Source organism: Galbibacter orientalis DSM 19592, from assembly GCF_000260115.1.
In the GTDB taxonomy this organism is placed as follows: Bacteria; Bacteroidota; Bacteroidia; order Flavobacteriales; family Flavobacteriaceae; genus Galbibacter; species Galbibacter orientalis.
This window is the reverse complement of the sequence record NZ_JH651380.1, coordinates 1-13,855: the sequence shown is the minus strand read 5'-3', so window position 1 is coordinate 13,855 and position 13,855 is coordinate 1. Positions and strand designations below refer to the sequence as shown.

Annotated in this window: 12 protein-coding genes and 1 pseudogene; 5 read left to right on the top strand and 8 right to left on the bottom strand. The window is 31.6% G+C overall.

Annotation, left to right across the window (positions count from 1 at the left end; all coding sequences use genetic code 11):
• Positions 1 to 309: 309 nt before the first annotated feature.
• The 4 genes and pseudogenes from JOOMADRAFT_RS17280 to JOOMADRAFT_RS20810 all read left to right on the top strand — a co-directional run.
• A complete protein-coding gene (locus tag JOOMADRAFT_RS17280) occupies positions 310 to 852 on the top strand; it encodes a hypothetical protein (protein ID WP_008615698.1) in 543 nt (180 codons plus the stop codon).
• A complete protein-coding gene (locus JOOMADRAFT_RS17275) occupies positions 839 to 2,653 on the top strand; it encodes a tetratricopeptide repeat-containing sensor histidine kinase (protein WP_008615696.1) in 1,815 nt (604 codons plus the stop codon). Before JOOMADRAFT_RS17280 ends, JOOMADRAFT_RS17275 begins: the two co-directional genes overlap by 14 nt.
• Positions 2,654 to 2,656: 3 nt before the next feature.
• Positions 2,657 to 3,439 (top strand): LytR/AlgR family response regulator transcription factor, encoded by a 783-nt coding sequence (locus JOOMADRAFT_RS17270; protein ID WP_008615695.1) that lies wholly within the window; start codon positions 2,657 to 2,659, stop codon positions 3,437 to 3,439.
• Positions 3,440 to 3,483: 44 nt separating this feature from the next.
• Positions 3,484 to 3,720, top strand: a pseudogene (locus tag JOOMADRAFT_RS20810) (IS1182 family transposase); the annotation flags it as partial.
• 195 nt (positions 3,721 to 3,915) lie between these two features.
• Here JOOMADRAFT_RS20810 and JOOMADRAFT_RS17260 read toward each other — a convergent pair.
• The 8 genes from JOOMADRAFT_RS17260 to JOOMADRAFT_RS17220 all read right to left on the bottom strand — a co-directional run bounded on the left by JOOMADRAFT_RS17260 (position 3,916) and on the right by JOOMADRAFT_RS17220 (position 12,416).
• The gene (locus JOOMADRAFT_RS17260) at positions 3,916 to 5,442 is read right to left on the bottom strand and encodes an ATP-binding protein (protein ID WP_008615693.1); all 1,527 of its coding nucleotides are present in this window, start codon (positions 5,440 to 5,442) and stop codon (positions 3,916 to 3,918) included.
• The gene (locus tag JOOMADRAFT_RS17255) at positions 5,443 to 6,240 is read right to left on the bottom strand and encodes a hypothetical protein (RefSeq protein WP_008615692.1); all 798 of its coding nucleotides are present in this window, start codon (positions 6,238 to 6,240) and stop codon (positions 5,443 to 5,445) included.
• Positions 6,241 to 6,245: 5 nt separating this feature from the next.
• The gene (locus tag JOOMADRAFT_RS17250) at positions 6,246 to 7,490 is read right to left on the bottom strand and encodes a DNA methyltransferase (RefSeq protein ID WP_008615691.1); all 1,245 of its coding nucleotides are present in this window, start codon (positions 7,488 to 7,490) and stop codon (positions 6,246 to 6,248) included.
• Complete coding sequence (locus JOOMADRAFT_RS17245) at positions 7,490 to 9,745, bottom strand: hypothetical protein (RefSeq protein ID WP_008615690.1); 2,256 nt, start codon at positions 9,743 to 9,745, stop codon at positions 7,490 to 7,492. Before JOOMADRAFT_RS17245 ends, JOOMADRAFT_RS17250 begins: the two co-directional genes overlap by 1 nt.
• 1 nt (position 9,746) lies before the next feature.
• A complete protein-coding gene (locus tag JOOMADRAFT_RS17240) occupies positions 9,747 to 9,977 on the bottom strand; it encodes a hypothetical protein (RefSeq protein WP_008615689.1) in 231 nt (76 codons plus the stop codon).
• A gap of 979 nt (positions 9,978 to 10,956) precedes the next feature.
• Positions 10,957 to 11,172 (bottom strand): hypothetical protein, encoded by a 216-nt coding sequence (locus JOOMADRAFT_RS17235; RefSeq protein WP_008615688.1) that lies wholly within the window; start codon positions 11,170 to 11,172, stop codon positions 10,957 to 10,959.
• A gap of 9 nt (positions 11,173 to 11,181) precedes the next feature.
• Complete coding sequence (locus JOOMADRAFT_RS17230) at positions 11,182 to 11,823, bottom strand: DUF4145 domain-containing protein (RefSeq protein ID WP_008615686.1); 642 nt, start codon at positions 11,821 to 11,823, stop codon at positions 11,182 to 11,184.
• 287 nt (positions 11,824 to 12,110) lie between these two features.
• Positions 12,111 to 12,416: a helix-turn-helix domain-containing protein gene (locus JOOMADRAFT_RS17220; RefSeq protein WP_008615684.1), complete on the bottom strand. Its 306-nt coding sequence runs from the start codon at positions 12,414 to 12,416 to the stop codon at positions 12,111 to 12,113.
• A gap of 995 nt (positions 12,417 to 13,411) precedes the next feature.
• On the opposite strand from JOOMADRAFT_RS17220, the gene JOOMADRAFT_RS17215 reads away from it, so the two are divergent.
• Positions 13,412 to 13,840, top strand: coding sequence for a carboxypeptidase-like regulatory domain-containing protein (locus JOOMADRAFT_RS17215; RefSeq protein ID WP_040880241.1), 429 nt, complete (start codon positions 13,412 to 13,414; stop codon positions 13,838 to 13,840).
• Positions 13,841 to 13,855 lie beyond the last annotated feature (15 nt).

Sequence of the window (13,855 nt, the reverse complement as noted above, 5' to 3'; positions counted from 1 at the left end):
AATAATTGCGGTATCCTTTAAATTTGAAATCTTTCGAACATTCCATTTTTGTGAATAACCTTTAGGTAAAGGTCATGTGGATTCGTGGGGAATAGAAAAAAGATATGTCAGTGAGGTATAATTTTTAGTAAGTGACTCAAAATATCGAGTAAATGAAAAAATGACAGAATACATTTTAATAGTTCTTTTAAAATAAAAAGAGCGCTCAATTCGAGAACACTTATAAAATTGACGAGGTAATTTCTTACATCTTAAATAAATTAAGTAAATTTGAAGAGAAGCGTATCCAATAATTAAAAACCTACAACTATGCAAGTACAAATAGTCCTGAATGGGAATGAATCCACAAGTTTCCCTATTAATATGTCTGAATTAGAACAAGTTTTACAATCTTGTGAACTTGGTATAGGTACCTCGTATAAACCTATTGAAATTGATGATTTCATCTACATTAGAAATACATTTCCTGAAATAAAAGAAAACACCACTATCGAATTGTCTTTAAAGAAGGAAGCAAGAGAAAATCATTTAGAAATAAAACTCATATGTGTAAAAGTGGTGAATATTGGAATCACTTTCAATCAAAGAAAAGGGATTAATAATGACAATTGGAATAAGATATTTGATTGTGATCAAAACAATGTTTTATTCAGTCCAGACGGAATTTTATACGTGAAGCCAGACCCCTCCGAAATTTGTAGGTTAAAAACAAAAAGTCCCGAAAATTCTTTTCTAAGTTATAGCATTCTTTTTTCTGCTGAAATAAAAGATCCCAATCATAATGAATTAAAAAAAGAATACTTTTTTATTATAGATCCTTTAATTAAAGTAAGTTCAGGTGTTGGAATATAGAAACAGTTTTAGAAATAATCACTTTTTCTTAATCAGCTTCCTCCTATTTATTTTTTGTTTGATTTCCTATAACGCAACTTCACAGGATAGAAAAAAAGCAGATAGTATCATTAACCTATTAAACAACAAAAAGCTCAGTTCCAAACAAAAAGCTAAAGAATTAAGTGTACTGGCTTATTACCATCCAGATTTAGATTCAGCTCTTTATGTAGCAAAACAAGCACTTATTTTAGCCAAAGAAAATAAATCACCCATCGCTATTGCTGAATCCTGGGAAGAAATCAGTCATGTTGAACGTCGTTTAGGGAATAATGACAAATCTTTAAGTGCCACTTTAAATGCTTTAGAAATTTATGATTCTTTAAAGTTGAATGAAAGAAAGGGTGCTTCCTATAATCAATTGGCAAGTAACTATATTTCAGACGGAAATCCCAGAGAAGCAATTCAATACTTAAAGGATGCTTACCTAATATATAATGATGCAGCAAACAATCGAAAAAAACTATATACCTTATTAAACCTTGGGGAAGCTTATCGCTTATCAGGATATTTAGATAGTGCCCAGGTTTGTTTTAATAAAGGATTAAAACTAAATCAAACAAAAAGAGATCTGATTGTCGAAGGGTATGCTTTTGGCAATCTAGGAATGATTTACGCTGCAAAGGGCATGAATTCTTCTTCCAAAGAATTCCTAACTAAAGCCATTACTATTTTGGATTCCTTAGGAGATTCATATTCATCCACCATATATTTAATTGAACTTGGGAAGGTCTACCAAAGTCAAGATAGTTTAACGAAATCTAAAGACATCTTCTTAAACGCTTTGAAAATTTCAAAAAGTATAGGACTAAAAGAGCAGATTAGAGATCTGAGCCAAATACTCTCTGAGTTTTATTCTCATCAAGTAAATTATAAAGAGGCGCTTTATTATCAGAAACAATTTCAACTGTATCAGGACAGCTTAGTTAATAAAGAGAATATTCAAAGAATCGAAAGGATAAAAAGCGGCTACGAAATAGATAAAAAAGAATCAGAAATTAAATTATTAGGAAAGCTTAATTCCAATCAAAAAAAGCTTTTAATCATATTAAGTCTAGGGTTAATCATTCTTTTTTCCTTGTTATATCTTATAACAAGGGCGCATAGAAAAATCAAAATGATTAATAAAAATTTAGCTATCCAAAAGAATGAACTGTATCAGAGAGAACAAGAGAAAATTATACTATTGAGAGAATTGAATCATCGCGTAAAGAATAACCTACAGATGATTTCTAGTTTATTAAGTCTTCAAGAACAAGAACTATCTGGACATCCCGCTAAAGAGGCAATATCAGAAGGCAAAAACAGGGTTGAAGCACTTTCCTTAGTTCACCGTAAGTTATATCAGGATAAATTAGGAACCTATATCCCATTAAAAGAGTACATTACGGAGCTGGTGGAAGGTCTATTCTATGGTTATGGTGCTACTTTTAGCCCAATTTTTCATATTCAAAAAATAAATCTTAACATAGATAAAGCAGTGCCTTTATCTTTAATCGTAAATGAAATTATTATAAATGCCTTAAAATATGCATATCACAATATAGCAAATCCCGAATTAAAAATTAATGTAGTTAAGAGTGAAGCAACAATTTTTTTAACTATTCAAGACAACGGAAATGGGTTTCAAATAGGAAAACTGGAGACAACAGATTCGTTTGGGATAAAACTAATCTATTCACTTGTTAAACAAGTAAATGGTACTATCAGTAAAAAATCAAACTCTGGTACTATTTGGGAAATTTCATTCGAAAATTCATAAACAATGTCCAATACAGCAAATAAAGTTAGCGTTCTAATTGTCGAGGATGAAGCCATATTAGCACAAGATATATCCTTGCAACTTTCAAGAATGGGTTATGAAGTATTACCTCCAGCTCACAGTGCAATAGATGCATTAAAAATACTCCAGGGTAACTGTATAATTGATATTGTTTTGTTGGATATTATGCTCGGTGAGGGAATCAATGGAATTGAATTGGCTAAAATAATTAACATCCAATATGATCTCCCTTTTATCTTTTTAACTTCTCATGCAGATAAATCGATACTTGAAAAAGCTAAAAGCGCTGCCCCTTATGCTTATATCTTAAAACCTTTTAATGCCTATCAGGTCAATATTGCCCTAGAGCTCGGACTAGTTAATTATTATAAAAGAAAACAACTCATATTAGAGAAAAATCAACATAATACCTCCAAAGAGAAAGAAGATAAAAGAACAGTACTTCATATAAACGACAGTCTTTTTCTTAAAAAAGAGAATCATTTTGAGAAGGTTGTATTAAAAGAAATTTTGTTTTTGGAAGCAGATAGTAACTATACCACTATCAATACCATCAATGGTAATTTTTTATATTCCACAGTTTTAAAAAAAATAGAAGGGCAACTTCCTTCTAGATTCTTTAAACGGGTACATCGAAGCTATGTAGTTAATATAACTGCCATAAAAGGATATGAAGGGAATACTCTATTTATAAATAATCGAAAAATCCCTGTAAGCAAGAATCATAGAGAGAAGATATTCAATCTTTTACCTAAAATAAAATAAGTAATTATTTCTTGCATTTATATTCCACTGTTAAAACAAAAAATACCATAACCCAATTTATGGGACTTAGAAAGGTCAATACTATTGGCATTAAACAAGCCAATAAGTGTATGCAGCTCTCTGCCATTGCCTACAACCTTAAAAAGTATTTAAAGTTCACCCAAAAACATGCTAAAAGTGAAGTGGGAAGCTTAAAAGTCTCGTCTTCTTTTTTAAAAGCCCTTCAAAAACATATTTTATGCTGTTTTAAGTTCTCTAATTTTAACGTACAACTTAATTAGATCGTAAAATAAAAGCCCTTAAAAGGGCTTAAACCTATCTTGTTTTATAAAATTAATGGCTTGTGCAACCATTGTTACCTGTAGTGCTCTTCCACAAACTTGCTAGAGTTAGCAGAAGATATACTCTTTTACAGTTTTGGTGGCAAATTGGCTGGAGCAACTGGAAATGTTTATGGCTTTAAGCGCTGGCATATATCAAACTTTGTTTTTGTCAATTATAAAAGGTACTCTCATTAAGTCATCTTTGATATGCTTTATCGTGTCTGGTTGCATTGTCGATTTTATAAAGTAAGCTTTCCATTCAGATACTGCATCATAAACACATTGTCTTAAATAATTTAGAATCCCTTTTGCTCCATCAAGTTCATTCCAAAAAGGATGATTTTTGTTTACAATTACAATTACGGTGTCTTTATCCCCAATAGAATCATTAATAACATATGGGTCATTTGCAGACATTCTATCATCTATGTATAATTTTATCGTTAAACCTGCTAGTTTTATAATTGTAGGTTCTGTTGATTCGACTATTGCTTTTTCTATTTGTTTATTTGAGTCAAGAATTAAGGAGTCTGGAGGAACAACTTTAGAAAGAACGATATCGCTTAGTTCTCCGGAATTTAGTTCGGATATTAATTTATCAACTGCAAAATCAAAGTCTTCATCAGAAGGAGCTCTTTCATCGACAGCATTTTTACGGAATTCATTCGCTACTTTTCTTAAATCTCCTATTTGCTCTAAAATTGCATCATCTAAATCGTCCATTTGAGTACCTTCCCAAAGAATATTATCCTTGGTGTGACTTACTTCAAACCCTTCTAAAAAGAGTTCTCCTACAAGTCTTTGGTTTACAAGGTTATTAATGCCTCCTTCTTGTTCTCCAAATATAGTTTCAGGTTTATAACCATTGGGAGGACTTTGAATTACTCTATTGCCTTGAACAAGAGCGAAGCCACCTTTACTTCTGCTACCATTACTCAATACTCCTGCCCAACCAGTTACATTCTTCCCATCAATTTCAAGTTCAAAATCCCTTTTGTAGGGTTGTCTTTCTGAGTTTTTTACAAAATCATCATCTGAATAACCATTCCATTCTAATTTTTCATCATTCCAGAAGAGATCAAGCATATCTGAAGATATATCAAACCTGTATATCGAAGATAAATAAGACTTAATCTTACCTATTGTCATTCCTTTAAACCTTCGTCTTAAATTACTGACTTTGATAATTGTATAATGTTCATTTATCTCTGCATCTTTATCTTGAATATCTAATGCCAAATTTCCATCGGCTATTGTTTCTATATTTAATGTTATTGAATATTCTTTTTTTTCTCCTAACTTTTTAGTTGTGATAGTCCACTCATCTCCGAGCCAAAAAGAAGCTGTTTTCATTCCAAGACCATAACGACTTCTTCCTGAATTATCATTTGGTGGTAAACCAATTTGAAATGCTTTTTCCAATTCTTCAAATGACATTCCCATTGAATTATCAATAATCTCAAAAAAATCATCCTTAATATTGGTGTCTTTATGGTAGTTTATATGAACACTTAAATTTCTTTGTTCTTCCTCATAAACTATATCTAGTACTTTTTGATTGTTTAGATATGCTTGTGTGGAATTATCTACATATTCAGCAAGTGCAAACCATATACGATAAGCTAATCGTTTATAAGAATTAATAATATCTGATGTAAAATTTATTTTTATTTGTCCCATTTAATTAATGTCTAAATAATATTCGTTTTTGTTTGAAATATATAGCATATATTTTTTTTCAAGTTGTAAAAAGTGAGTCCGACCTGCAATTACTATATAGGTCTTTCCATTATTTTTTGATATTTTCCACTTAGTTGTTTTCCCTCTAAAAAATACAATTATATCAGAACCATTAGATTCGTTCACAAAAGTAGGAGTATAAATCTCCATTGTGTTACTAAGTCCTTTGACAAAAGAACAATGAGATTTATCTCTATAGATAAATGGTGTGTCGCCAGATATTCTATATAATTCTAGACCATTTAAACCTTTGTAGATTTGAAATATACTTAAATAAGATTTATATTTTTTAATAGCAATTTCCCATTGCGGTTTAGGTTCATTTACAATTACCATAACCTTTGGTGGAATCTGGTCAATCATTTCTTCTAGTTTATTTATATCTAAAGAATTTTCTTTTGAATTAATATATTTAGCTACTTTTTTTGGAGCATAATATCCAGTTGAAAAAACTCTAACTTGTTTTTCAACGTGATCATCCCAAGAGTGTCTTCCCATTTCTGCCTCAATGATATACCATTCTTTGTAGTCATTTCTGACCATAGCTAAATCTGGTTTTGAGTTTTCTCCAAGACTAGTACTCACTTTTAATGAAAATGGTATACCAGTAAAATCGGGATATACTTCGTGCATCTTTGCCAGAAAAGTATCTTCAAAATGTTTTTCATAGAATGACAAAGGGTCTATTTCATCATACCATTCAATATTTGTATCTAATACTTTCGATTTCCCAATCATAAAATTTATCCTAAAAAATGTTTTGTGCTTTCTTGAATTAATTCATATGTCACAGTTTTTTCTCCGTTTAATCGTTCATTATTTATAAATGGATTTACATCGGAAACTATGACTATTCTATCTGTTGCAGTTGCTTTCCCTTTTGTTTCTCCCCAGATACGAGTTGTCTTATCAACTCCTTGTATATAATCAGAGAAAACCCAAGTGTTTTCAAAAAGATTATTTTCTTTAATCATCATTGCAAATTCACGCGCTAAAGGAATAACGCTTGTTGAAGAGCGTGCAACGTCTCCAATTACAAATACAGCAACACCATCTGGTTTCATCATTTCTTTAAATTGGAACGCTGTTTCCTTTGCGAACTTAACCCATTGATTAATGTTCAAATCATCATCTAATTTTTCAGATACTTCTTTTGGGTCAGATTCTAAAAACCAAGAACGAATCCAATTCTGTTTAGCATAATTTACAATTCCCAAATAAGGTGGTGATGTCAGAAGTAAATCTACTTTACCTTTATATTTCGAAACCTCTTTTGAGTTTAGTAAGTTTTTTGCGTCACATTTAAATATATTAGATTCAATTTTAGGTGATTTATGTTTTTTAAAAACACGGTCAACCTTTTCTTTTAAAATACTGAAAACGTTTCTGTATTCACGACTTAATTCTTTAGTTTGGACAAATCGTCTTACATAATCTGGTGACATACTAAAAGTATTAGGCATACTTATAGAAAGATAACCTGAAGTACCATCTTTTCTAACACCACCGTGCATTATTCCTAAAATTGCTCCAATAATGAATTGGTCAATTTTATCCTCTGAATTTAAGAGTTCTGATTTTAAAAAGCATAATTCGGCAATGGTTCTCGAATGAAAAATCAAATGTATTTCTTCAGATTCTCCCTCGGCCTCTGGAAAAAAAAGAGCATAATCATAATAAGATTGCAAGTCATTGATTCTATTAATTACATCTTCTTTTTTTATCTCATTACTTTTTGCTTTACTAAGTGCAAGTGCAATAGGGTTTAAATCTGAACCAAAAGATTTTCTACCGAGCATTCTACTTTCTAAAATAGTAGTTCCTCGACCTGAAAAAGGATCAAATACTAAATCATTTTTGTCTGTAAAATATTTGATAAAATAGTTAGCCAAAGAAGGTGGGAAAGCACCTAAATAGGAACATAAAGAATGTAATGGGTCTGAATCATTTTTTTTTGCCCAAGGTGTAATGTATTCTTCTACCATCATTAACTTTCCGATTCTTTATTAACATTTTCTGTGATTATCATTTCGAAGAAATCTGAAATCATACCGCAAACAGTTTCACTTGCATTCATTAATTCAAATTCTTTCAGCTTTTGATACGATTCTTCTGGAATTTGTTCATCATCTTTTGAAAGAATTACATCAGGTCTATTTTTATCAAGTATAAACGCATAGAAAGAAATGTGTTCCAGGTATTTGTTCTTAATATCTTGAACAGCTGCATCATTTGTTCTTTGGGCTCTAGCAACAAGTTTAGTTAGATTTTTATTTTCTTCCGAAACGGATATTATTACTTCATCTTGACTGCTGTTTACAACTGCAACATTATTTTCATCCCATTCATTTTCTTGATAATATAAGTGGTCTTTATCTATAAATTCAACTCTAATATTTGGGCTTTTATTTTCCCCATCTTTATTAGAGTTTGAATTTTCTGGACTTTCAACTGCAACTACTTCTATTGACGAACTAAGAGATTTTTGTCCTGTTGGTCTTAATTCTAATGTTATTTCTCCTTTTTCTCCAACTTCTGTATCTTCATTTGTTTTAAAGTAGACGATACCATAACCATCACTAACATTTGCTGTTCCAGTATATGAACCAAAAGATTGCGATTCTATGAATGCTACAAAAGTTTCTGTTTTAGCAAAGTAATTTGGATGTGCGTCAGTTTTGAATTTTATAGAAAATGGTTTGTTGGGATAAACTTCTTTAGGTGATTTCGTGGTAATTTCAAAAAATGTTGGTGGGTCAGTAAATGGAATTTCCGGTAATTTATTTGAAGAATCTCCATCATTAGTTCCGCTTGAAGTTGTGACACTTGTCCCACTTCCCGAGCTTTGAAGATATGTGTTTATTCTTCTTGCCAATCTTTTCTTTAAACTATCTAGTACTTGCGAATCGTCTTTTGTGAAATATCGCTGTTTTCTATTTCTATCAAGCTCTTTTAGTTTGTCATCAGCGTCTAAAGTTGCAATAGTTAATTTTCTCAACTCTTCAAGTATGGATGTATCTCGAAGTGATTCTCTTGTACTACTAAAAAGCTGTCTTTTAGAATCATTATCCATATGGTCAGCCTCTATTTGAACTATAAGATATCGGTCTAAAAACGGTAGTTTTAGGTCATTTTTAATTAGACCGTTTAACATTGTACCTTGTTTTTGTCCGTTAAAGGTTATAACAATTGGTTGAGAAACAGTCGTGTAATTCTTTATTCTATTTTTGGGGTCTTCTCCTAATGAATTTAGAACCCACCAATAAATTGTTACGTTACCAGTTTTGAATGTTTGCCTTACCTTGTTTTTGTATTCTAAATTGTCTGTATAGGTTAATAACCTATTATTTCCTGTGACAGTTCTATTTTCTTTTCGGTTTTTTCTTCTGTCTGAAATAGTAAATGGTAAAATAGGGTCAAACATATAGTTGTGAGCTAAATACCAAAGCGAGTTTGAAGGTGTAGTAATTTTACCTTTGAATTTCCCTAAATCCATTAATATATGACGAACTAACGTTCCAGGTTCAAAAGTTTCGTCATCAATTTCAATAGTAAATGGTTGACCAGTCGATTTCTCAACCATATACTCGTACCATTCGTGCTTATCTTTATCTAAGTCTCCTTGGTTAATACGAACTATTGTAAATGCTACTTTTTTTTTCTTTCTCCCATCTTCATTAAAAAAAGGTTTTGAGATAATAATTGTATTGTTATTGTAAGATAGAGCAGTAGAGCCACCCTGTCCATAAGCTCCCATTAAATGCAACTTACCAATTTTATTACTACCATTTAAGGCTAAAATTGTATCTGAAAATTGTTCTGGCTCTAACCCAATTCCTTTATCACGAATTTCAACTGTTGGTTTTTCATCTATTCCAGAATCGTAAAGTGTAACGCTAATTAAATCGGACAGAGTTTCAATTCTTTTATCTCTAGCCGATTTAATACTAGATATCTTACCGTCTTCAATTTCAAACCACTTTTCAGATGCTCTGCGTGGTGTTCTAAATCCATCAGGTTCTCCTTGATTTTTCCATTCTTTTTCTAAAACAGCATCTATCGCGTTTGTAATTCGTTCTGTAACTCCAGCTGCTGGGTCAGTTCCTATGTTTATTGTTGCTAAGTTGTTTCTTCTTTCTCCAACATCTTCCCAACGAATTTTTGAAAGTCCGATTTTTTGAATTAGCTCTCTAACATCTTTTGGTGTATAGGCTGTAATTAAGTCTTGGTATATATCTTTCATATTAAAAGTTAAAAGATTCAGTATTATTTTTGAGGTTCTTCTTGTATTGAATCTCCATTGTTTTTAGTTCCTTTTTAATTGCTTTGACCATTTTATTTAAGTCTTCTTCGTTATACTCGTAATTATTAATATTAGAGCATTTTGAAAGACTGCGGATTCCTTTAAGGATGTTTTCCACACGCCTTGAGGCTACTCGTTTAAATCGGTCTTCTTTCTTTTCAGAATTATCCATATTTCAGATATTCATTAATTAGTAGTAGCAAATATAAAAACATATACTACATAATATTAAATATAGTATAATAATTTGAGTGCAGAGGCTAAAAAATAGCTCCTTTATATTTTAGAGAGTTGGAGTAAGTGTTTGGGGAAAAATGAATGTGCTATTTGTACGGTGGGCTTTTTAGCTCGATGTTCAATGCTTTGCACGATTTATCAGCATTACAGTTAACGGTTAATGTCGAGTAAGAAAAGAGAGTTTCACCCTTCCCCTCTCACCGTACGTGATGGTCTCTCATCATACGGCTCTTCTTACTTGATATACAAAAGTAGCTCATTCTTTTTTCAAGTTGGCAGCATGTATATCAAATTAGCTAACCCCTTTGCTCCACTCCAATTACAGGAGCTTCTTCACTACTACGAGTTAGTCCACCCCTATACCAAGCATCTCTATTTAGCCTCTAGTTTGCGCTATTGTGTTTTTCACTGCATCTTGGAGCAGGTTCCCGAGTTCAGCTTATAAGCCCGAATAAAGGTCATGCCTACTAAATGACGCCTGCCGCTTAGCCAGTAAATAGGTAACCGCTAAACTTATCATGTTTGTCATACTTCAAACACTTTTGACAGAAGGTTGCACTTTCTCAACACTTCATAAGAGGTTCATTTGCATTCATCTCCTTTATTCATACCTGACCACGCTCGTGGCATAGTCGTTTCCATAACGCTCAATACCTTGGCTCTTTACCAAAGCACCTTATGGGGGTTTGATGCTCTCCCCTGTAGAACAGCACCAGTGGGTCGGTTCCACCATCTTTTAAACAGCTACGTAACGAATTTCAGCCGTTCGTTACTCTCAGCACACATAAGAATAGTTGCGGGTTTACGTGCGAGGATTTTCCGCAGGAAAATCAGACATATTAAACTTTTAACTACCTTTGGTTAAGTCCTAAATCGAGCAATTATTTTTATACATCTTTGTTGGCAATAGTATTTTAATAATGATTATTCCGAGTTCTTTTTCCAACTATAAATGTTGGTTCAGCACATTTTGAAATTGATGTTAAGGCAAAAACGGCTTTCTTTTGCTCATAAGTGTCTTTCACTAAAGTTGAACATACTGCTTCATTATTCTCAATTTTTTCAATTGTCCAGGCTACTGTTGAGTTTGACTTATGAAAAATGTTATCTCCAATTTTAAATTCGCTCATATATCTGTTTTAATTACTATATTTCCTCATAAATAAGTTAACTCCTTCAATTGCATTTAAAACTCTTTTCCTGTCGTTTACTTCATCAAAGTTTCCGTGTGTCGCGTCATTCCTTAAACCAACCCAAGAATTAATGTCTTTGAAATCTTGTTTTGTTATAATATTCTCTTTTTTTAATTTTTGAGAAATTGGGTCAATGGTTTTTTTAATTTCAGATATGTCAACTTCTTTTTGTCCACATAATTGCTTCAAAAACTCTTCAAGTGATGCTCCAAGTAATATTGCTGAAGCAGCAGGATGATATTTTTTATCATTCGCTAAATTTACTGCTTGATTTAAAAAATCACTAATTATGTCAATTTTCAGATTGTAACTTTGGCTTTTTTTAAGGTCAAGATTTAATTTTAAATAACCTTTGACTGAACTTAAAACAGAACTTGCTTCTATTTTTTTACTATAAGCAAGGTCAGAATAATTTTTGTTATAATTTAACAACGAATTATAAAATTCTGTATCTTTTCCAATATAGTTTCTTACAAATTGAAGACTTAATAAATAAAAAGAATTTGCTCTTTCATCCGCGCTATCATCTCCAGTTGGATAAAGTTTCTCAATTTCTTCTATTTTCTCAATTAGTTTGGTTGTTTCCATATTATTGCCAATGATAGCAGTAAAGTTAGTGGCCCCTATTCATGCTAATATATTTTGGGTCATTAACTTTAATGCATGTTTTAAGTTGTTTTATTTTAATTTTAACTTTTCTATAAAATTAGGAATAAAACCATTAATAGTTTACCACAAGAAAACAATAAACTCCTTAAGCATAAAAATTACTGAACAAAGAAAACTAAAAATTAAATATTATCATTACGGAAATCCTCAAACACATAAAAAGCCAATCACATTGAATTGGCTTTCTATATATTAATTTTTAATATTCATTCTGGAATATCTACCCCATATTTATCTTCAAATTCCTTAAAAAGTACTTTTAAGGAATATTTTTCATGCCTACAAATATTATATATAGTTGAGATGGGTATATTATATCCTTCTAAGGACTTTAATTTACTTATAGTTGAAGAAGATAGTCCTACCATATCGGAATATTGATTTTGAGAGATACTTTTTCCCTCTTGATTCTTGGTAACCCTTAAAAATTTATCAGCAATAAAATTACATAAATGCTTGTTTATTAACGCATTTGTTTTATTTAGCTTTTTTTTATCATTTTTTATTGCCATTCATACTACTTCTATACTCAAATGAAATAAATAATCAAAAAATAACCGTTCGCTTTAGCGAATGATTAAATTATTTTTATTATATTCGTTTTTGAATAACATATATTTGCAATTCTTCAAATAGAAAAATATTAGAAGTAATTGCTTTGAATCTTGTATCGGAAAACTGGTAATTTTTAGACAACGAGATGATAAGTAAATTGGCTCACAACCCGGGTGTGGGCTCTCTTATCGTTGTCCGGTATACCAGTACCTCCGATACAATAAGTAGAGTTTCACACCCAATTATTTTATACTTAGAAACTATTACGCATTTTCATAGCATTTCTTCATCAATAGCTTTCTAGCATTGCATTTACAATGTTTTATATAATGAACCAACTAACTACCTCATTATGGTTTTGTTTATTGCCTTTAAACCTTTCATATGGTTTGAGGGTATCGGTCATGGACAGACTTTTTGTAAAGAAACCAAAAGGTCCTATTTAGACCATTTTTGTTACGGGATTGATGATATAAATTATTGATTTTGGCATACGATACAATATTATCTCGTAATCATACACTTCACGAATCACGGAAACCACCGTGTAAACTATTAGCAAGCTTAGAACGAATTTTTAAGGTTTCGCTGGCAACCTGAACTATCATACTTTGGTATGAAATTCAAACGGCGAAACTAAAATGTTTAACTAATTTAAATTAAAGTATATAAGAAGAAACAGTCAAAAAAAGCATCAACAATAAATTAGTTTCAAACTAAAAAAATAAGGCTCTCCGCCATTGTGGAAAGTGATCGGAAAGCCTTTGTATCAATTAAACGAAGTCTAACTAATAACATTTCAAAATTATGACAAAAAAAGTGTGTAATAAGAGATAAGTGTATACTATTATTTACCCTGCTTATCTTTTCAATTGGAACGTATTCCCTATTTGGGAATACCAGGGGTATTAATTTATTTGATTTAGCTGCATACCAACATCGGATTAAAGGAGTGGTCACTGATACCAATGGCATTCCTATTCAAGGCGTTAATGTAGAAGTAAGAGACGCCGTTCAGGGAACGTTCACTAATGAAGATGGCATCTTTTATTTAGAGGCCAGTCCTTCCGATGTATTGGTTGTCAGTTATATTGGTTTTAAAACCCTTGTAGTAAAAGTGGGAGATACCGAAGAACTTTCCTTGGTATTGGAAGAAGATATTACCGATTTAGGTGCTGTTACGGTTAATGCTGGATATTACACGGTATCTGAAAAAGAACGTACGGGGAGTATTTCTAAAATCACCGCTGCTGCAATTGAGGAACAACCCGTCACTAATGTTTTAGCTACCATGCAGGGACAGATGCCAGGAGTATTTATCACTCAAGATGGAAATTCTTGCCAAACTGACCCATGTAATCCTGCGAAAGTGACCCACTGAATCCTATTTAAAGTG